Origin of the sequence: Halopelagius fulvigenes (genome assembly GCF_042662625.1) — an archaeon.
Taxonomy (GTDB): Archaea; Halobacteriota; Halobacteria; order Halobacteriales; family Haloferacaceae; genus Halopelagius; species Halopelagius fulvigenes.
The window spans coordinates 1,245,154-1,263,767 of the sequence record NZ_JBHSXH010000015.1 but is presented as its reverse complement, the minus strand read 5'-3'; the positions used below and the strand labels follow the sequence as shown (position 1 = coordinate 1,263,767).

The 18,614-nt window shown below is 68.2% G+C and carries 16 protein-coding genes; 5 read left to right on the top strand and 11 right to left on the bottom strand.

Annotated features, from left to right (window positions below; translation table 11 throughout):
* Window position 1: 1 nt before the first annotated feature.
* Both katG and ACFQEV_RS16640 read right to left on the bottom strand, forming a co-directional pair.
* Window positions 2–2,188 carry a catalase/peroxidase HPI gene (gene katG / locus ACFQEV_RS16645; RefSeq protein WP_379698479.1) on the bottom strand — a complete coding sequence of 729 codons (2,187 nt, stop codon included), beginning with the start codon at window positions 2,186–2,188 and terminating at the stop codon, window positions 2–4.
* A 133-nt stretch (window positions 2,189–2,321) separates the two neighbouring features.
* Window positions 2,322–3,704, bottom strand: coding sequence for a sulfatase family protein (locus tag ACFQEV_RS16640; RefSeq protein ID WP_379698477.1), 1,383 nt, complete (start codon window positions 3,702–3,704; stop codon window positions 2,322–2,324).
* Between the two features lie 116 nt (window positions 3,705–3,820).
* On the opposite strand from ACFQEV_RS16640, the gene ACFQEV_RS16635 reads away from it, so the two are divergent.
* Window positions 3,821–4,153 carry a DUF5789 family protein gene (locus ACFQEV_RS16635; protein ID WP_379698475.1) on the top strand — a complete coding sequence of 111 codons (333 nt, stop codon included), beginning with the start codon at window positions 3,821–3,823 and terminating at the stop codon, window positions 4,151–4,153.
* Between the two features lie 110 nt (window positions 4,154–4,263).
* Here ACFQEV_RS16635 and ACFQEV_RS16630 read toward each other — a convergent pair whose 3' ends face one another.
* Window positions 4,264–5,274, bottom strand: a complete 1,011-nt coding sequence (locus ACFQEV_RS16630) for an ion channel (RefSeq protein ID WP_379698472.1) — start codon at window positions 5,272–5,274, stop codon at window positions 4,264–4,266.
* Window positions 5,275–5,524: 250 nt separating this feature from the next.
* Here ACFQEV_RS16630 and ACFQEV_RS16625 point away from each other — a divergent pair, with 250 nt between their 5' ends.
* Window positions 5,525–5,695, top strand: a complete 171-nt coding sequence (locus tag ACFQEV_RS16625) for a hypothetical protein (RefSeq protein WP_379698469.1) — start codon at window positions 5,525–5,527, stop codon at window positions 5,693–5,695.
* Between the two features lie 80 nt (window positions 5,696–5,775).
* On the opposite strand, the gene ACFQEV_RS16620 is transcribed toward ACFQEV_RS16625, so the two are convergent.
* From ACFQEV_RS16620 to ACFQEV_RS16610, 3 genes are all read right to left on the bottom strand, one after another.
* On the bottom strand, window positions 5,776–6,834 hold the full coding sequence (locus ACFQEV_RS16620) for an iron transporter (RefSeq protein WP_379698466.1): 1,059 nt from the start codon (window positions 6,832–6,834) through the stop codon (window positions 5,776–5,778).
* A 77-nt stretch (window positions 6,835–6,911) separates the two neighbouring features.
* On the bottom strand, window positions 6,912–8,141 hold the full coding sequence (locus tag ACFQEV_RS16615) for an outer membrane protein assembly factor BamB family protein (RefSeq protein ID WP_379698463.1): 1,230 nt from the start codon (window positions 8,139–8,141) through the stop codon (window positions 6,912–6,914).
* A gap of 73 nt (window positions 8,142–8,214) precedes the next feature.
* Entirely contained in the window at window positions 8,215–9,780 is a 1,566-nt protein-coding gene (locus ACFQEV_RS16610) for a hypothetical protein (RefSeq protein WP_379698460.1), read from the bottom strand.
* 466 nt (window positions 9,781–10,246) lie between these two features.
* Here ACFQEV_RS16610 and rdfA point away from each other — a divergent pair, with 466 nt between their 5' ends.
* Window positions 10,247–11,011 carry a rod-determining factor RdfA gene (gene rdfA, locus ACFQEV_RS16605; RefSeq protein ID WP_379698457.1) on the top strand — a complete coding sequence of 255 codons (765 nt, stop codon included), beginning with the start codon at window positions 10,247–10,249 and terminating at the stop codon, window positions 11,009–11,011.
* Between the two features lie 9 nt (window positions 11,012–11,020).
* Here rdfA and ACFQEV_RS16600 read toward each other — a convergent pair whose 3' ends face one another.
* Window positions 11,021–11,446, bottom strand: a complete 426-nt coding sequence (locus ACFQEV_RS16600) for a CopG family ribbon-helix-helix protein (protein WP_092537807.1) — start codon at window positions 11,444–11,446, stop codon at window positions 11,021–11,023.
* A gap of 191 nt (window positions 11,447–11,637) precedes the next feature.
* On the opposite strand from ACFQEV_RS16600, the gene ACFQEV_RS16595 reads away from it, so the two are divergent.
* Window positions 11,638–12,612, top strand: coding sequence for a C-terminal binding protein (locus tag ACFQEV_RS16595; protein ID WP_379698454.1), 975 nt, complete (start codon window positions 11,638–11,640; stop codon window positions 12,610–12,612).
* Window positions 12,613–12,630: 18 nt separating this feature from the next.
* On the opposite strand, the gene ACFQEV_RS16590 is transcribed toward ACFQEV_RS16595, so the two are convergent.
* The 3 genes from ACFQEV_RS16590 to arcD form a co-directional block, all read right to left on the bottom strand.
* Complete coding sequence (locus tag ACFQEV_RS16590) at window positions 12,631–13,326, bottom strand: DUF6663 family protein (protein ID WP_379698452.1); 696 nt, start codon at window positions 13,324–13,326, stop codon at window positions 12,631–12,633.
* A gap of 213 nt (window positions 13,327–13,539) precedes the next feature.
* Window positions 13,540–14,190: a helix-turn-helix domain-containing protein gene (locus ACFQEV_RS16585; RefSeq protein ID WP_379698449.1), complete on the bottom strand. Its 651-nt coding sequence runs from the start codon at window positions 14,188–14,190 to the stop codon at window positions 13,540–13,542.
* 105 nt (window positions 14,191–14,295) lie between these two features.
* Window positions 14,296–15,774 carry an arginine/ornithine antiporter ArcD gene (gene arcD, locus ACFQEV_RS16580; protein ID WP_379698447.1) on the bottom strand — a complete coding sequence of 493 codons (1,479 nt, stop codon included), beginning with the start codon at window positions 15,772–15,774 and terminating at the stop codon, window positions 14,296–14,298.
* A gap of 152 nt (window positions 15,775–15,926) precedes the next feature.
* On the opposite strand from arcD, the gene ACFQEV_RS16575 reads away from it, so the two are divergent.
* Window positions 15,927–17,135 (top strand): sensor histidine kinase, encoded by a 1,209-nt coding sequence (locus ACFQEV_RS16575; protein ID WP_379698444.1) that lies wholly within the window; start codon window positions 15,927–15,929, stop codon window positions 17,133–17,135.
* Between the two features lie 22 nt (window positions 17,136–17,157).
* On the opposite strand, the gene ACFQEV_RS16570 is transcribed toward ACFQEV_RS16575, so the two are convergent.
* Window positions 17,158–18,567, bottom strand: coding sequence for a dihydrolipoyl dehydrogenase family protein (locus ACFQEV_RS16570; RefSeq protein ID WP_379698442.1), 1,410 nt, complete (start codon window positions 18,565–18,567; stop codon window positions 17,158–17,160).
* Window positions 18,568–18,614 lie beyond the last annotated feature (47 nt).

Here is an 18,614-nt window from a genome sequence, read left to right as displayed (position 1 = left end):
ATTACTCGAGGTCGAAGCGGTCGAGTTTCATCACCTTGCTCCACGCGTCCACGAAGTCGCGCACGAACTCCTCTTCCGCGTCGTCGGGCGCGTAGACTTCCGCGATGGCTCGCAGCCGGGAGTTCGACCCGAAGACGAGGTCCACGCGGGTAGCCTTCCACTCGACGTCGCCCGTCTCGCGGTCGCGCAACTCGTAGACGTCGTCGATGTCCTCCGAGGGAGATTCCCGCTCCATGATGTCTTTGTCTTCGGACCCCGAGGCCGGTTCCCACTCGTAACTCATGTCCAGCAGGTTCACGAAGAAGTCGTTGGTCAGCGTCTCCGGCCGGTCGGTGAAGACGCCGAGTTCGGAGTCCTGGTAGTTCGCGTTCAGCGCGCGCATGCCGCCGACCAGGACCGTCATCTCGTCGGCCGTCAGATCGAGGAGGTCGGCTTTGTCCACCAGCAACTCCTCGGCCGACTGGTCGTGGCCGTCTCCGAGGTAGTTACGGAACCCGTCGGCCTCCGGTTTGAGCGCCTCGAAGGACTCGACGTCGGTCTGTTCCTGCGTGGCGTCGGTGCGGCCGGGTTCGAACGGTACGTCCACGTTGTACCCGGCGTCCTTCGCGGCCTGTTCGACGGCCACGTTGCCGCCCAGCACGATGAGGTCGGCGAGCGAGACGCGCACGTCGTCGGACCGCGAGCCGTTGAACTCCTCCTGAATCGCTTCGTAGGTCGAAAGCACCGTCTCCAGCTGCGCGGGCTCGTTGACCTCCCAGCTCTTCTGGGGTTCGAGGCGGATGCGAGCGCCGTTCGCGCCGCCGCGCTTGTCGCTGTCGCGGTACGTCGACGCCGCCGCCCAGGCGGTCTTGACAAGTTGAGAGACGGAGAGGTCCGAGTCGAGGATTTCTTCCTTGAGCTCGGCGGTTTCCTCCTCTCCGATGAGGTCGTAGTCGGCGTCGGGGACGGGATCCTGCCACAGCATCTCCTCGTCGGGGACCTCCGGGCCGAGGAACCGGGACGGCGGGCCCAGGTCCCGGTGGATGAGTTTGTACCACGCCTTCGCGAAGGCGTCTTGGAACTCCTCGGGGTTCTCCTGGAAGCGCTCAATTATCTCCCGGTAGTCGGGGTCCCGCTTCAGAGCGACGTCCGTCGTCAGCATCATCACGTCCTCCTTCTCCGAGGAGTCCTCGGTGCCCGGTGCGACGCCGTCGAGCGAATCGTCCTTCGTGGTCCACTGCCACGCACCGCCGGGGCCCCGCTCCGGTTCCCACTCGTGATCGAGCAGGTTGTTGAGGTAGCCCATGTCCCACTGCGTCGGGGTGGAGTTCCACGGCCCCTCGATTCCGCTCGTTATCGCGTCGCTCCCTTTCCCGGAGCCGTGACTGCTCTCCCAGCCGAGGCCCTGTTGCTCGATCGGCGCCTCTTCGGGCACGGCGCCGACGTGCACGTCGGGGTCGTCCGCGCCGTGGACCTTCCCGAACGTGTGTCCGCCGGCGATGAGCGCGGCCGTCTCCTCGTCGTTCATCGCCATCCGACTGAACGCCTGCCGGATGTTCTCCGCCGACCCTTCCGGGTCCGGTTCGCCGTTCGGTCCCTCCGGATTCACGTAGATGAGGCCCATCACGGTGGCGGCGAGCGGTTCTTCGAGCTCGCTCTCTTCGTCGAAGCGGTCGGACGCTTCCCACTCGTCCTCGGGGCCCCAATCGACGGCCGCGTCGGGCGCGAACTCGTCTTCGCGCCCGCCGGCGAACCCGAACGTCTCGAAGCCCATCGACTCTAAGGCGACGTTCCCGGTCAGGACGATCAGGTCGGCCCACGAGAGTTTGCGGCCGTACTTCTGCTTGACCGGCCAGAGCAGCCTGCGCGCCTTGTCGAGGTTCGCGTTGTCGGGCCAGCTGTTGAGGGGTGCGAAACGTTGCGTGCCGCCGGACGCGCCGCCGCGGCCGTCGGTGGTGCGGTACGTGCCGGCGCTGTGCCACGCCATGCGGATGAAGAGCGGTCCGTAGTGGCCGTAGTCGGCCGGCCACCAATCCTCCGACGTCGTCATCACCTCCTCGATGTCGGCCTTCACCTCGTCGAGATCGAGCGTCTGGAACTCCTCGGCGTAGTCGAAGTCCTCGCCCATCGGATCGGCGCGGCGAGCGTTCTGATCGAGTATCTCCAAGTTCAACCTGTTCGGCCACCAGTCTCGGTTGGACTTACCCATCACCGGACAATCGACCCGTCCCGTGTTAAGGTTGCCTCATTCGCAAATTGTGTTACAATCTGGTAATAAGAGCACAACTTCGAGTGAAGAACTTTTTCTCGTTCCTGAAACTGTGTTAGCGATACACCCGCGCTCAGACGCCGTCGAATCCGTCGCCGAACGCCCGACACCCCATCGGGCCGCTCTCGGAGACCGCCCGCAACGCGTCTCGGTCGCCCTCCCTGTGCTCCTCGACCCAGTCGGTTAGGCGTCCTTCCAAGCGACTCACGACGTCCGGGTGCGTCTCCGACACGTCCGACTGCTCCCACGGGTCGGCGTCCATATCGAACAGTTGCGTCTCGGGGACGACGCTTTCCCACATGCCGGCGTGATACGTCTTCACGAGCTTCCAGCGGTCGGTCCGTATCGCGCGTTGGGCGGTGTAGAGGCCGTGGTCGAAGACGACGGCGTCCCGCCACGGTTCGTCGGCCGACTCCAGAAGCGGGCGTACCGAGTCGCCCTGCCACCGGGCGGGCGTTTCGAGGCCCGCGTACTCCGCGAGCGTCGGCGGCATATCGACGTTCGTGACGAGCTGCGACCGGCGGCCGGGTTCGTACTCGGTGTCGGCGGGGGGTTTGACCAGTAGCGGGACGCGCTGCGTCCCGTCGTGGGTGCTCCAGTGCTCGCGGTAGAGGCCGTGCTCGCCGAACTCCTCGCCGTGGTCCGCCGTCACGACGACGAGGGAGTCCTCGTAGAGCGCGTTCTCTCGGAGGTGGTCGAGCAGTCGGCCGACGTGGCGGTCGGCGTAGCGTATCTCCGCGTCGTAGTTCGCGATGAGCGCTCGGAGGTCGTCGCGGTCCCGGACGCCCATGTGGTCCGCGGAACGCCACGCGTCCCACTCTCGGTGGTCGGCTATCTGCTCGGCGGTCGGGTGAGGCGGCATCGGAACGTCCTCGAACGCCGCGACTTCCTCCGCCGAGCGGAGATACGGACCGTGCGGGTCCCAGAGCTGTACGTACGCGAAGAAGTCTCCGCCTTCGTGCCGGGCGAGTACGTCGATGGCGTCGTCGACGACCGATTCGGCCCGCGGCGTCTGGAACGACTCGTTCTCGCCGACGGGCTCTTGGGGTTGGTGAACTTCGTGCCACGTGTCGTGAAACCAGGGTGCGGGGTGCCGGGGAAAAGACGAGACGGCGAACGCGGGAACGCGCTCCTCGTAGAACAGCCGCGGCAGACTCCACCACTGTCGCTCCGGCACGTGGTCCGCCCACGTCCCGGCCCAATCGACTTCGTTCGACGGGTGGTGGAGCTGCTGCGACTGCGGCCCGTGCGTTTCGACCCCGTTCTGAAGCCCGTACCGCCCCGTCAGGAACGCGGCCCGCGAGGGGAGACACGGCGAATTTGCGACGTACGCCCGTTCGAACGCGACGCAGTCCTCCGCGAACTCGTCGAGGTTCGGCGTCGTCGGCGCGTCGTACCCGTACGCTCCGATGTGGTCCGGGCGGAGGGAGTCGATGTCGATGTACACTACTCGCATTGGTTCTCACTGCGGAGGTGCGCGACTTAAGCCCCGATACCCGTCGGACGTGCGACCGTTCGGTCCCGTCGAGAACCGCCCGCGCTCTTATCCGACTCAATCTCTTAGCACGGGGGATGGCAGACGACAAAAAGGGCCGAAACAAGCAAGCCGACGACAGAGAGAAACGCCAGCGAAAGCGGGAGATGGAGGAGGCGCGCGACCGCGCCGACGAGGACAAACCGATGAGCGGTGACCTCGATAACCGACTCGGTGACCTCGACGAAGCGCTCGAATCGGAGGAGTACCCGGTCACGACCGACGAGTTGGTCGAAGCGTACGGCGACTACGTGATCCAAACGCGAGGCGGAGAGGAGTCGCTCGAAGAAGTGCTCGCTCCGACCGACAATCAGACGTACGACTCCGCCGACGACGCTCGGAGTCGGATACTGGGTCTGATCCACCGCTGATCCCGCTCTCTCGCCGCCGTACCTGCCCGAGAAACAGCCGACGATAGCGACGGCCCGCGTTCGATGCCGCGTCGGCCGTCCCGTCGGACATCACGTTCGCGGATAGAGTACTACTGCTCTTTCGTGGAGGGCCACTCCCGTCCGCCGCTCTCGACGAACGCGAGTAGCGTCCGCCGTCGTTCGTTCAGGTCGTCGTCGAAGGAGTCGGCGAACCGTTCGCCGGAGACGGTCGGGAGGCCGGCGTCGCGGAGGGAGTCGAGGTCCGGCGGGGGCGGGTCGCGGTCGACGGAACCGGCCGACGTGCTGAGTGCGTCGAGCGTGCTGAGGTAGTCCTCGACGCTCGAACGCGCCCCCTTGAGGAGGGCCCCGCTCAGCCGGTTCCGTTCCGCGAGCCCGAACCGGAGGAGCGTCAGCGTCTCGTCGAGGACGACGACGGCCACGATGGGGTCGTTCTCCGCCTGCTTGCTGTGGAAGTAGTGGAGAATCGGGTACGCCTTGTGGTTCGCCGTGAGCGTGTTGACCTGGTCGGAGAACGTGTCCAGTTGGTGGTCGACGCCGCGGAACCCCTCGCCGTCCCAGAACGCCCGCACGACGGTGTCGGCGTCCGTCCCGAGTCCGGTCACGCCGCCGGCGAACGCGTGCTTCTGCGTGACCGCACTGAGGACCGAGAGGAGGTACGTCACGCTCAGCGTGACGAACAGCATCCCGCTCGCCGTCGCCAGCACCGTGGCCATCTGCCAGACGCCCTCCTTGGGCGAGAAGCCGCCGTTCCCGAGGGTGAAGACGGTGTATCCGGCGAAGTATATCGTGTCGGCCCACGAGACCGCCCGGCCGGTACCCGTGTTGTAGATGGCGTCCGTCCCGCCGGCGAAGAGCAACGCCCACCCCATCCAGATGAACAGAAGCCAGAACACGAGGGTGAGAGTCAGGATAACCGGTCCGGCGAAGGTGAGTACGCGTGACCGCCCGCCGCTTCCCCACTCTAACGCGCTCCACGTCCACCGCATCATCTTCGAGGTGAACGGACCCGCGCCGCCCTCGGCCCAGAGCGTCGTCCAGAGTATGTCGACGACGGTGCCGACGAGGAGGAGCCCACCCAGTGCGAGATACGCCGGGTTCACGGGGAGTCCCCCGCGCTAAAACGTGGAACCATCGCATGGTACATACGCCGGCGCGACACTCAAATATTGTGTTCGTCCGAGCGACGCGACGACGCAACTCGGCCGTCGTGCCGCCTGTATCGTCCGTCTGCGCCTTCCGTCTCGTTCCCCATCGGTGCGACTGTACGGTCTTCCCACGCGAATAGGGTGAAATTAATAATGATATTTACCTGCGCGCAGCGCGTACGTCCTCTCGTTGGGGTGGAGCAGTTTGATGAACGCTAACTGGGATGAAATCACCTGGGTCACCGAGACGGTGCCCGAGGAGAACGAAGTTCGTGTTCGCATCGAGGGTAAGATAAGCGACGTCGACGGGCGCACCTTCGAACGAATTCGGGAGAACGACGTAGAGGTACGGAGGGTCACGATAAAACCCGAGTGACGGTCCGAGCACCGACTCCGGTTTAAATATCCCTCCCTCTCGCCGTCGCGGCGGCGGCGACTCTTCTCGCGCCCGCCGCCTCACCGCAGATCGAACGACCCCGTATCGAGGAACGCCGTCTCGTAGCCCTCGTGGCGGGCCACCTGCGGCGGCACGTCCACGCTGACGGTCACGTCGGCGTCGCCGGAGAGGTCCGCGACGGGCGCGCCGTAGTGGAAGCCGAGTTCGGGGTCGAGGCCGGGCGTCAACCGGCCGCCGAAGGTCTCTCCGCCGTCAACCGCCGCCGAGAGCGCCATCCCCGGTATCGTGAGGGCGTTGTGCGGCGTCCGCGCCGAGACGACGAGGTACGGCTTCTCGCCGAACCGGTCGTCCTCGACGACGCTCCCGACGAACGCGGCGTCACCGCTCGTCCCGCGCCCGAGCGACATCCCAGGGAGGGGGTCCGGCGTGTCACCCGTCGGAATCATCTCCATCTCCATCGGTGTGAGCGCGCCTCGCTGCCCCTGCCGGTCTTCGAGCAGTCGGTACTGGATGTCGTTCAGGTCCCGGTTGGAGAACTCCAACTCGACGGTGCCCGCGCCGCCGCCCTCGAACTTCCCCGCCAGAGCGCCGAACCGCGCCACGTTCGTTCCGCCGACGCTCACCCGAACCTCGTACGTCCCGTCGCCGTCGAGAGGGAAGTTCGCGCCGTAGTGAAAGCCCATGCGCTGTGAGAGCATCGGGTAGATGACCTCCTCGGACACCAGCGACCCGTCGCGGAGAATCTCCAGCGACAGGCCGACGTTCGGGACGACCGTCCCCGTCTCGGGGTTCCACGGCGTCGCCATCAGGTGGACGGCGTCGTCGCCCTCGATCGGCGTCTGCTTCGTCACGTACTCGCCGCCCTCGTTCTCGACGACCCAGAAGCGGTGGGGGTACGAGTACATCACTCCGACCTTCAGGTCGCCCGCGTCCGTCGTTCCGACCATCTCCATCCCCTCGACGTGCGTGGGGACGTACACCGCGTCGGGGCGGTTCTCGACTAACGGCGGTTCCTCGTTCTGCGTCGTCTCGAAGAGGCTCGTTGCGCCGCCCAGACACCCCGCGAGGGACCCCAAGGCCGCGGTACCGAACGCGCCGAGAGCGCGGCGTCGCTGCATGGTCGAATTCGAGAGATGAGGGGGGATACGGGTTCTGGTGCACCCGTCGAACGGGAGGAAGAGGGGCGACGGGGTAACTACGACGCCTCGTACTTCAAGCGGACGACTCGCCCGTCGGCGTAGATGACGTACGCCTCCGACGTACCGTCGCCGTCCGCGTCCGAGAGCGTCGCCGGGGCGAAGATGGGCGCGTCCCGCGCGTACGTCGCTACCACGTCGCCCGTCGCCGGGTCGAGGACGGTGACGCTCCCGTCGTTTCCGGGCGCGACGAGTTCCGCCGCGCCGTCGCCGTCCACGTCGCCCAGACTCGGCGGCGGCATCATCTGGACGCGTTCGGTGACGACTTCGGTCGTCCACCGGACGGCCCCCGTCTCGGCGTCGAGCGCCCGCACGCGCCCGTCCTTCGACGTGACGTACACCGTCGCGGCGGCGTCGGGACCGCCCGCCGAGAACGCGTTCACGGCGGCGAACTCCCCGACGTTCCGCCGCCACTCGACGTCGCCGTCGGACCCGTCCACCGCCACCGCGTCGCCGTCGACGGTGGAGAAGACGGCTTCGAGGGCCGCGTCGTCGTCTGCCTGTCCGGTCGTCGCCCACGTGACCGCGTCGCCGTCGGCGACTGCGCTTCGCCACTCGACGCTCCCGTTCCCCGAGAACAGGACGGCCGTTCCGCTCTTGCCGGCGACCAGCAGTTCGGGTTCCCCGTCGGAGTCGAAGTCGGCGACGACCGGTTGCGACCAGACGTACTCGTCGAAGGCGTACGTCCACCGCTCGGTTCCGTCCGCGCCGACGACGAACACCGTGCCCGTCACGTCGGCGACGACGAGTTCCTCGCCCGGCGCGGGCGCGATGTCGGCGACGACGGGCTTGGTGTAGCCGTAGTCCGACAGTCCGTGTCGGAACGTCACCTCGCCGTCCTCGGGGTCGAACCCGGTCACCTCCTTCTCCGTCGTCGCGGCCACCACCTCCGGCGCGCCGTCGCCCGTCACGTCCGCGACCGCGGGGTCGGCCACCGAGTGAATCGTGCAGTTGGCCGGCGGAATTCCGTACCGCCACGTCGTCGCGCCGCTTTCGGCGTCGATGGCGACGAGGGCGCACCGGTCGCTCCCGTCAGCGCCGCTGATCGGGGCGTACACGCTCCCGTCGGCGACCGCGACGGCGTGGTGGTTCGAGGAAATCTGGCGGCCGGTGTCGCTCACCCACGACGCCGAGAGGGTGGCGCCGTCCGCGCCGACGAGTCCGTATCCCGCGACGGCGAGGAGTCCGCCGGCGACGACGAGTGCTACGAGGGCCGTGACGACTCTCATCGCTCCGTCTACGCGGGGGAACGGAGATAAGCGCCCGCATCTCGGTCGGCGTTCGGCCGTCGGACCACCTCGGTCACCCCGCGACGGGGAGCGAGACGACCCAAAGCGAGAGGGCGGTGTACCCGACCATCAGGGCGACGAGGGGCGCGTGCGCGAGAAGCGCCCACCGCTTCGGCGGGGCGCGACGGCGCGCGGCGTCACCGGACGGAGTCCAGTGGGCCGACGAGCTTCGCTCGTCACCGTCGCCGGACGGACGGGCGGTCAGGTTTCGCCGGACGACGGCGTCGGCGGCGACGACGGCGACGACGTGTCCCGCCACGATGAAAAGCACCTGCGAGATCCAAAACGCCGGAATCGACAGCCACCAGAGGGGATCCGCGGCGTCGAACCCCGCCAGCGTCGGGAGGCGGCCGAGGTACGTCGCCACGAACCCGTAGTTGTGCGCGACTTCGTACCCCGCCGCGATGGGGAGGAGCGTCCCGCCGAACGCGAGTGCGGCGGACGCCGGGGGAGAGGCGGCGTCGGACCCGTCGCCGCCGTCGGCTTTGGCGTCCGCGCCCGCCCGCGAAGCGCCCGCCTCCGCCCCGGACCGGTCCCGGGCGATGCGGGTCAGTCGGTCCACGGCGACGACGACGAGGAGGTACGCGAGGAGGAAGCCGAACAGTCCGGCCTCGTAGAGGACGACGCTCACCGACGGACCGACGTCGAACGCCTCCCGAACCCCGAAGTAGAGGCTCTGATACAGCGGCGACTCCGCGAAGCCGTCGAACGTGACCGTGTACACCATCGCCACGACGAAGGCGGTCAGCGTCCGCGTCGAGAGCGGTGCCGAACAGTCGCGCCACGGCGCGCGGAGTTCGATCGCCCACTCCCCGTCGCGGGGCGTCGCAGACAGGGGGGCGGTCCGACCCAGTAGGTCGTACAACGCCTCGAAGACGTCGCCGCGTTCGAACCACTCGCGGCCGAACAGGAGTGCGCCGCCGAGGGTGACGAGGGCGTAGACGGCGACGACGACGGCCGTCGCCGCCGGCAGTTGCGGGACCTGCGTGAGGTTCTCCGCGACGCCGACGAGGACGACGAACCACGCGAGTGCGGGCCAGTGTCCCAGCCCGGAAGGGTACGACCGCAGCCGTATCTCCCGGCCTTCGAGTCGGCAGAGCGCGTCGTACAGCGTCCGCCACGGCGACAGCGTCCGCCACGGACTCCCCGCGACGACGGCGACGAGTCCGACGCCCTTCAGCCATATCGACCACGTGAAGAGCGTCGCGAAGTTCTCCGCGGCGGCCCTCGGTCCGGCGAGGCCGGCGACCAACACGCCGACGAACGCGAGGAAGAACGCCGCGCGCGCCGACGCCGCCGCCGCGCGTGCGACGCCCCGCGGCACCGCGACCAGTCGTCGCCGGAGCGTCGGCGTCTCGTTCACTGCGGCGAGGAGGAGAGCCGTCGCGGCGACGGCGGCGGCCGCCCCGCCGTAGAGGAGTTCGAGCGGAATCGGCGCGTCGAACCGCGAGGAGAACTGGTGCGCGGCGGCGGGGCGGGCGGCGAGTGAGACCAGAAGCGCGACGAGTATCGTCCGACCCGCGGTACGCGCGCCCGTCGTCGCTCGCGTCCGCCTCCGCGGACGTTCCCCCGTGCTCATACGGCTTCCGTTGCCGCGCGAGTCACAAAACGAAGTCGGTACGGTTCGCTAACGCCGCGAGACGGAGAGCGGTGTCCGAGGGCGCGCCTCCGAGCGTTACGAGCGTCTCCGTCTCGACCGCCGCCCGCCGACGCGACGCTGACTTCAGCAGGGGAGTCGGACGCCGTGTCGGACCGGGGCGGCCGTCGCTCGGCGCGACCGGTAGTCGTCGTCGGTCGGGTTCGGGGACGGAATGCCAACGGTGCGGTGTTCGAGGAGACGACTGACCCGACTACCCGCGTCGCGCCGACGCCGCTTTCGCGGCACGTACACTCTTCGCCGGTTTTCCTATAGTCTTTTTCCACCGAAGAACAGGTTGAAACAGCCGACAACGGATAAGCGGTTGTTAGAAAGGAGGCGTCACCGGCGGCGGGCGGGCGGCGCAGTTTTATTACTCGCCCGCGGCGAACCCGGAGACGGCGAGACAATGTGTAAGGTGGACGTGGTGACCGACCGGTACGGCCTCGCGGCCCCGTCGTCGGAGTACGATTCGCTCGACGCGTACCTCCTCGCTCGGTGGACGGGGCGGGGGGAGGCCGAAAGCGCGGGGTACAAATCCCTGACCGAGTGGTTCAACCGCCGTCTGCTGGCGCGAATCTACGAGGAACACGACCGCACCGCGACGGGCGTCCGCGTCGAAAGCGAGTACGAGGCCCTGCAAGGGGCCGACGACGCGCGCCGGGCGGAGGTGGCCGACGACTTACGGCGGGACGGCATCGACCCCGAGTCGGCGCGGCGGGCGTTCATCTCGTGGAGCACGATGCGTCGGCACCTCAACGACTGTCTCGGCGGCGAGAAACCCCGCGCGGCCGCGACGACGGACTGGGAGGTAAACAGCGTGGACGTGGCGCGGGGGCGCGTCGAGGAGAAAGCCCGGGCGGCGTTGCGGTCCCTCTCCTCGAAGGACCGACTCCGCGGCGCGGCGGACGCCGCCGTCGAGGTGGACGTGACGCTCTCGTGTCCCGACTGCGGCGCCGCCGTCTCGATGGCGGACGCCGTCGAACGCGGGTACGTCTGCGACGACCACTCCGCGTTCGGAGGGGCGGCGCGTGCCGACTCCGACTCGGACGCCCCCGAACGCGAGTCGTCGCTCGGAGTCCTCCCCGCGGAGACGGCGTTCGGCCTCCTGACGTCGACGTCGGAGCAGTTCGTTCCTTTGTTCGACGCATTCGCGTCGCTCGGAGTCGCCTGACGGGGGGCCTTACGCCGTCGTGATGGCGGTGAAGTCGTCCACGGGCATCACGGAGTAGTCGACGCTCAGGGTGTCCTTGGTGGCGCGGATGCGCCCGACGAAGTTGGAGATGTCTTCGAGTTCGCCTTCGAGGACGAACAGTTCCATGCAGTAGTGGTTCCCCACGTGGTTGTGGAAGTTCGAGGCGACCAGTCCCTCGTACTCGTGGCGGAGTTTCATCATCTTCTCTTCGACGGCCGTCGTCTCGAAGTCGAAGATGACCGTGACGACGGCCATCAGTTCCCTGTCTTCGAGGCGCTTGTCCTCGAACTCGCCGAGGAGGTTTCGGGCGGCCTCGCGGACGACTTCGCTCCGTCCGGTGTAGCCGTGTTCGCCCGCGAAAGAGTCGATGCGCTCCAACAACTCCTCCGGCATGGAGACACTGACAACGGTCATGTATTAATCGAGGGCGTTTTCGGTATTAAATACTGGTATCCCCGCCTCCGACCCGGTGCCCGGAGTGATTCTGTCGATTCGCTGTTCCGCTCTCTCACCTTGGTTCGTCGCCTCTGTCGCCCCATCTACTTTCTCCGCTCGCGGGAATCGAACGGGCGTTGAAGTGCGAACCGGGAGAACGTCCCGACGAGATGTCGCACCAAGTCGTCGTCAGCGACTTCCACATGATTCGGCCTGACTCGATTCGGGAGCATCTCGGCCCCTCGGCGGAGGCGACGTTCGCGGAACTCGGCTCAGTCGATGCGCTCGTGGCGGCCTGCGAGTCCGTCGGTGCCGACGCGGTCATCACCGACGTCGGGACGCCCGTCACCGCGGAGGCGTTCGAACGACTCGACCTCTCGGTCGTCGCCCGCGCCGCCGTCGGGTTCGACAACATCGACGTGGCCGCGGCCGCCGACGCGGGTGTGACGGTGACCAACGTCCCCGGCTACTGCACCGACGAGGTGGCGACGCACGCCCTCGCGCTTCTCCTCGCGTGCGTACGGGCGATTCCGGAGTACGACGAGTCGGTCAAACGCGGCGAGTGGCCGTCGTTCCCGTCGCGGAACCTCCGCCGCCTCCGAGGGCGCACCCTCGGGTTCGTCTCGTTCGGCGCTATTGCGCGCCGACTGGCCGAACTGACTTCGGGGTTCGACGTGGACGTGGTCGCGTACGACCCGTACCTCGACGAGTCGGGCCTCGAAGCGTTCGACGCGGACGTAACGCTCGTGGACTTCGAGGGACTCCTCGACCGGTCGGACTACGTGTCAGTCAACGCCCCGGCGACGCCGGAGACGCGCGGGATGTTCGACGCGGAGGCGTTCTCGCGGATGCGCGACGGGGCGATTCTCGTCAACACCGGCCGCGGGGCCGTCGTGGACGAGGACGCACTCGTCTCCGCGCTCGATTCGGGCGACGTCGCCGCCGCCGGCCTCGACGTGTTCGAGGAGGAACCCCTCCCGGCGGAGTCGCCGTTGACCGACCGCGAGGACGTGGTGCTCTCGCCGCACGCGGGGTGGTACTCCGAGGAGGCGGTCGAGGAACTCAACCGGCGCGTCGCCTCGGACGTTCGGCGCGTCCTCGACGGCGAGGAACCGGAGTCCGCCGTGGACCCCGAGTGGGGCTGACGCCGACCGCTGAACGCCTCAGGCGTAGGTGTCCCGAACCGTCCGCGCGAGCATCCCGTCGCGCCGGAACGCGATGTAGACGACGAGGAACGGTTCGTCCGCCGGTCGCATGACGAACACCGCGCGCGGTTGCTCCGTCTCGGGGGCGCGGTCCCCGCCCTCGTTCGCGCGTTCGACGAGGGGTTCGAGCGGCGTGACGCCGTTTTTGAACTCCTCGAACAGGTCGCGCGCGCCGGACTGCTTCGCGAAGACGTAGAGCGCGCCGTTCGGTTCGCCGTCGGTGTCTCTCGTCACGCGCCCGTTCATCGCCTCGCCGTCCGCCTCGGCCGCCCACCACGTCTCCTTGGCCGCCTCGAACATCCCCGTGACGCCGTCGAGGAACTCGAACGTCGTCTCGGCGATCACCTCGACGGACTCGAACCGCGGGTCGCCGTCCGCCCACGAGAGGCGGGCGTCCACGAGGTTCCCCGCCTCCAGCGACGCGACTCCCTCGCCGAGTTCGCCGTCGTACCCCGTCGCCGCGACGTACGTCGGGCCGAACGCCTCGGCGTCGGCGTCCGCGCCGCCGGCGTCGCCGTCGGCGTCGATATCAACGTCGCCGGACACCGTCCGGCGGCTCGCGGAACTTCCTTCCGCGGCGTCTATGAGGAGGAGTTCGTCCGAGTCGCGCGGCCGCCCCAACACGCGGTATCGACCCGTCGTCGTCAAGTCCATGCGCGACGCTTACGCGCGGCGGCGAATAAGACGGACGATTCCGACGGAAGGAGGGGGCGCGGACGAAATAGAAACCGAGCGTGTGTAGGGTGCCTCTGACGGTGGTCCTCCGCGCCGACGGCTACGAACCACCGATAGTATGTAGTGTCTCTACTGAATTGAGCGCGAGGCCTCCATAATTCGTGTGTTTATATACCGACTCGGGCACGGTCGTCACCGCAGGAGCGTGTTCTCGACGAGGTTCTTCGTGCCGCGCCGGAGTCGCGCGCTGACCGAGGAGGTGGAGACGCCTAACGCCTCGGCGAGTTCCTGTATCGACGCCTCTCTTGGAACCTCCAGATAGCCTCGCTCGTAGGCGGCGACCAGCGTCTCGCGCTGGACGGGCGTCAGGTCGTACTGCGCGCCGCGTCTGTCCTCCGGGTGGTAGAGCCGTTTCACCTTCACCGCCACGTCTCGCTCGGCGCAGTGGGACCGAAACGCCTTGAGCGTCTCCAACTCGGGCACCTCCAGCGTGGCGAGCCACCCGCTCTCGCCGCTCTTCGCGGTGAGTATCCGCATCCCCAACTCCGCGGCCTTCGGCAGCACCAGTCGCTCCGTCGAGGTCAGCGTCATCCGGTAGACGCGGAGCTCCGGCGCGTCGATTATCACCGTACTGTCCGACACCGTCGGGTCCTCCGCGACGGCGGCGTCGAACGCGTCGAAGTCCCCGCCGTGCGCCTCGAAGAACAGGTAGTACGTCCCGGGTTCGGCGACGACCTGATACTCCAGCTCCGTCTTCATCGCCGGAACTGCCTCTATCGTCCGCGTGAGGACTAACTCCGGGTGGGTGAGTTCGATTTCGGCGATGACCGTCGGCGTGGTCATGCGAGTCGTTCGCACCGTAGACACATGAACCGCTCCCCGAGCGCGTTCGGTCCCGCGCCGTTCGGGGGTCGAAAAGGCGAAGAGAGCGTCCGAGGGGGTCGGTCGTCAGTCGTCGCTCAGCGACTCGACCGCACCCTTGATGCCCGCCGTCGTGTCCTCGCTCTGCTTCGTGATGCGCCATCCGGTGACGCCCATGACGATGAGGATGGCGGGCGAGAGGAAGCCGAGGAAGTAGTACGGCGCGTACTCCAGCGTCGGCACGCCGAGCACCGTCGCCATGTACACCCCGCCCGCGTTCCACGGGACGAGCGCGCTCGTCGTCGTCCCGGCGGCTTCGACGGCCCGCGAGAGGTTCCGGCTGTCCAGGTCGAAGTCGTCGTAGAGGCCGCGGAGGCTCATCCCCGGGACGACGATGGACATGTACTGCTCGGCGGCGAGGACGTTCATCCCGAACGCCGACAGCGCCGTCCCCGCGGTGAGTCCGCCGACGCTGTTTATCGACTGCCCGATGCGGTAGGCGATGACCGCGAGGATGCCCGTCCGTTCGAGGATGCCGCCGAGCGCGAGCGCCGAGATGACGACGGTGATCGTCCACGCCGACCCGACGAGGCCGCCCGTCGCCAACAGGTCGTTGACGAGGGTGACGCCCGTCTCGACGGTCGTTCCGGACTGCGCGACGTCCATCGCCGCGACCAGTCCCTCCGAGGTGAGCGGTTCCTGTACGAGAATCTGCGTCGCGATGCCCGCGAAGACGCCGGACGTGATGGCCGGCAGCGCCGGATAGCCGCGGAGCGCCAGCGCGAACGTCAACACGAGGGGCGCGAACGTCACGGGCGAGACGACGTAACTGTTCGCGATGGCCGACTGGATGGTCTCGATTCGGCCCGGCGGGATGCTGCCCGTCGCGGAGAATCCGAGGTAGGTGTAAAGCACCAAGGAGATGACGAGCGCGATGCCCGTCCCGACGCGCATCGTCCGAACGTGGGTCATCAGGTCGGTGTTCGTCACCGCCGCCGCGAGGTTCGTCGTGTCCGACAGCGGCGATATCTTGTCGCCGGTGTACGCGCCCGTGAGGACCGCACCCGCCGTCATCGGTTCGGGCACGCCGAGGCCCGCGCCGATGCCGATGAACGCGACGCCGAGCGTCCCCGCCGTCGTCCACGACGACCCGATGGCGAACGCGACGCCGGCGGCCAAGAGCGTCGCTATCGGCAGGAACACCCTCGGCGTGAGCAGCTCCAACCCGTAGTAGATGAGAGAGGGGATGGTGCCCGCGCCCGTCCACGTGGAGATGAGCATGTAGATGACGAAGATGATGAGGATCGCCTGCATCCCCATCAGGAGCCCGTCGGCGATGCCCTCGTACATCGACTGCCACGACTTCCCGAGCCAGTACCGACCCACCAGGCCGGTCAGCGCGATACCGAACAGGAGCGGTATCTGCGGGTCGAGGTCGAGCATAATCGCGCCGACGCTCAGGAAGACGAGCATCCCGACGATGGGGACGAGCGCCTGCCCGAGCGTCGGTCGCTCGTCCTCGGGAATGTCTTCGTACGTCAGCGGTTCGAACGATAATGTCGCCATATTCAGGCCGAATATGCGGGTGGCGCATTTGTATTCGTCGGTAGAATGTCCCATGGGTATTCGCTCTCGTGGGTCGTGGTACCTCGCACCTGTCCGCGACGCCTTCGCCGCGACGAAACCCTAATGCGACGGGAACGAACAGATGGGGTAGAATGGCGACGACCCCCCGACTCTCGCGGTACGGCCCGGCGGTACTCTGGGCCGTCGGGGGCGCTCTGAGCCTCGTCCACGTCGTCCACCTCGCCGGCGACGTGCGGGGGGAGACGCACGGCTACGCGTCGCTCCTCTTCGCCGCGCTCGGCCCCCTCGTCGCGTCGGCGACGTTCCTCCTCGCGACGGGGTGGCTCCTCCGAACCGGCTTGGGCCGCGACTACGTCGCCCACCTCGTCCGCTGGACGCTCGCCGCCGTCGCCGCCGTCGGCGCTCTCGGCGTCCTCACGGTGCTGTACCTCCGCGCCGAGGGAATCGCCCTCGAACGGTGGTGGTTCCTCGTCGCCAACGCGGCGACCGGCGGCGCGTTCGTCGGACTCCTCGTCGGCGTCTACGACGCGCGCGCGGCCCGAACCGCGGCGCGCCTGCGGTCCGAGCGACGCCGCGCGGAGTGGTTGAGCCAACGGCTTCACGTCCTGAACCGCGTCCTCCGCCACGACTTGCGCAACGAGGTGAACGTCGTCCAAGGGTACGCCTCGCTCATCGCCGCGGGCGAGGCCGAGGGGGCCGACGCCCGACGCCGCGCCGCCGTCATCGAACGGAAGTCCGAGGAGATTCTCCACCTGAGCGAGAAGGCCCGCCAACTCGAACAGTTGCTCGCGGAGAACGAGGACGTCTCCTCGATGCGGTCGGACCTCGCGGCGGTCGTCCGCAACAGACTCGACGCCCTTCGGGTGGATCACCCGGAGGCCGCCGTCGCTGCCGACCTTCCCGAGGAGGCGCACGTCTCCACCGTCCCCCTCCTCGACGCGATGGTGGACGACCTGGTGGAGAACGCCGTCGTCCACAACCCCTCCCCGGAGCCCCTCGTCTCCGTCCGCGTGACCGTCCGCCCGGACGCGGTCGTCCTGCGCGTCGCCGACGACGGCCCCGGCATCCCCGAGGCGGAACTCGCCGTCCTCGATTCGGGCGTCGAGACGCCGCTCAGCCACTCCAGCGGCCTCGGCCTCTGGTTCGTCCGGTGGGTCGTCGCCGAGTCCGGCGGCCGACTCGACTTCGAGGAGCGGTCGGTCGGAACGGCCGTCACCGTGTCGCTCCCGCGCCCGCCCGGGGACCGCTTCGCGTCCGACGGCTACGCCGCGCCGACGCCCGACGGCGACGGGACCGACGGGGACTCCGTCGCCGTCGGCGGCGCGGGCCCGGACGTCTGAACGCCGGACGGCGCGCCGGCGTTCACGCCCGCTCTACCTTCTCGGCCGCCCGTCGGACGAGGCCGTCGAGAATCTCGGGCGTCGTCGGGTGGTACGCCCTGTCGGGGACCGTCCGCACGTCCATCCCGCGTTCGACCACCACCTGCATCGTCTTGGCCATCACGTCCGCGTGGTAGTGCAACCCCTGATAGCCGAGAACCGTGCCGTCGGTCCCCGCCACGAGCGTCGCCCGTCCGCGCGGCGTGGCTTTCGTCTTGAACACGCCGTCGTCGGACGCCTCCCTGTGTGCGACCACGTAGTCGAGGCCCGCCGCCTCTGCGGACGCCTCCGAGTGGCCGACGCGGGCGTACGGGTAGACGGACGCCCCGGAGAAGACGACGTGGTGGTGGACGTTCTCGTACGCCCGGAGTTCATCCCCGCGAAGGTCCGCGAGGACGTTCTCGGCGGTGAGGTACCCCTGCTCCTTCGCGACGTGGAGGATGGGCTCTTTGCCGTTCGCGTCGCCCGGGACGAACACGCGCGGGTCGTCCACCGACCGCATCGTCTCGGCAACCCGCTTCGGTCCGACGGAGATGCCCGCCCGTTCGAGCCCGAGTCCCCGCACGTTCGGCCGTCGCCCCGTGAAGCAGAACAACCCCTCGGCGTCCACGGCGGACCGGTCGCCGTCGGCACCCTCGACGTGCAACCGGACGCCCGAGTCGGTCGGTTCGACCCGCCGTTCGTACGTCTCGGTCAGGATTTCGACGCCGAACTCCTCGCGGTACAGAGAGAGCATCTCCTCGCCGAAGGCGGGGTCCGCCTCGTCCAACGGCCGTTCGTCGTGTTCGATTACGGTGACGTCCACCCCCGCCTCCGCGAGGTACGGCACGAGTTCCAGTCCGACGAAGCCGAACCCCATCACGACGGCGGAGTCGGGCAACTCCGTCGCGTCCAGCGTGTCCGCGCTCCCGTAGAACTCCACCTCGTCCATGCCGGGGATGTCCGCCACGTCCGGTTCAGAGCCCGTGGCGACGACGACGTAGTCCGCCTCGACGCTGTCGTCGCCGACGCGAATCGTCCGCTCGCCGACGAACTCGGCGCGTTCGTGGCGGAACTCCACGCCGGGACGCTCCGCCATCTCGTGAACGGCACCCCGGCGGTGCGCCGCGAAGTCCGAGACGTGTTCGTCCTTCCGCGCGACGATCCGTTCGAGGTCCATCTCGGGGGGGTCGCCGACGAGTCTGTCGTCGTGCCGCGCCTGATACCTGTGTTCCGCCGCCGAGAGCACCTCCTTCGACGGCATGCACCCGCGGAGGATGCAGAGTCCGCCGCCCGGTTCGCCGTCGTCGACCAGCGTCAGGCGGTCGATGTCCTCGCCCACCGCGTCGAGCAACCCCTCCGCGGCGGCGACGCCCGCACTTCCGTACGCGCCCACGACGAGTACGTGTGTCATACCGACACAGAGGCGCGCGAACGGATAGTGGTTCGGGAGAACGGGGG

Excerpts from the sequence above, each read along its gene's own strand:
- ACFQEV_RS16615 (WP_379698463.1), bottom strand. The coding sequence starts at position 8,141 with ATGAGAGTCGTCACGGCCCTCGTAGCACTCGTCGTCGCCGGCGGACTC.
- ACFQEV_RS16600 (WP_092537807.1), bottom strand. The coding sequence starts at position 11,446 with ATGACCGTTGTCAGTGTCTCCATGCCGGAGGAGTTGTTGGAGCGCATC.
- arcD (WP_379698447.1), bottom strand. The coding sequence starts at position 15,774 with ATGGCGACATTATCGTTCGAACCGCTGACGTACGAAGACATTCCCGAG.
- katG (WP_379698479.1), bottom strand. The coding sequence starts at position 2,188 with ATGGGTAAGTCCAACCGAGACTGGTGGCCGAACAGGTTGAACTTGGAG.
- ACFQEV_RS16570 (WP_379698442.1), bottom strand. The coding sequence starts at position 18,567 with ATGACACACGTACTCGTCGTGGGCGCGTACGGAAGTGCGGGCGTCGCC.
- ACFQEV_RS16585 (WP_379698449.1), bottom strand. The coding sequence starts at position 14,190 with ATGACCACGCCGACGGTCATCGCCGAAATCGAACTCACCCACCCGGAG.
- ACFQEV_RS16635 (WP_379698475.1), top strand. The coding sequence starts at position 3,821 with ATGGCAGACGACAAAAAGGGCCGAAACAAGCAAGCCGACGACAGAGAG.
- rdfA (WP_379698457.1), top strand. The coding sequence starts at position 10,247 with ATGTGTAAGGTGGACGTGGTGACCGACCGGTACGGCCTCGCGGCCCCG.
- ACFQEV_RS16640 (WP_379698477.1), bottom strand. The coding sequence starts at position 3,704 with ATGCGAGTAGTGTACATCGACATCGACTCCCTCCGCCCGGACCACATC.
- ACFQEV_RS16575 (WP_379698444.1), top strand. The coding sequence starts at position 15,927 with ATGGCGACGACCCCCCGACTCTCGCGGTACGGCCCGGCGGTACTCTGG.
- ACFQEV_RS16620 (WP_379698466.1), bottom strand. The coding sequence starts at position 6,834 with ATGCAGCGACGCCGCGCTCTCGGCGCGTTCGGTACCGCGGCCTTGGGG.
- ACFQEV_RS16610 (WP_379698460.1), bottom strand. The coding sequence starts at position 9,780 with ATGAGCACGGGGGAACGTCCGCGGAGGCGGACGCGAGCGACGACGGGC.
- ACFQEV_RS16595 (WP_379698454.1), top strand. The coding sequence starts at position 11,638 with ATGTCGCACCAAGTCGTCGTCAGCGACTTCCACATGATTCGGCCTGAC.
- ACFQEV_RS16590 (WP_379698452.1), bottom strand. The coding sequence starts at position 13,326 with ATGGACTTGACGACGACGGGTCGATACCGCGTGTTGGGGCGGCCGCGC.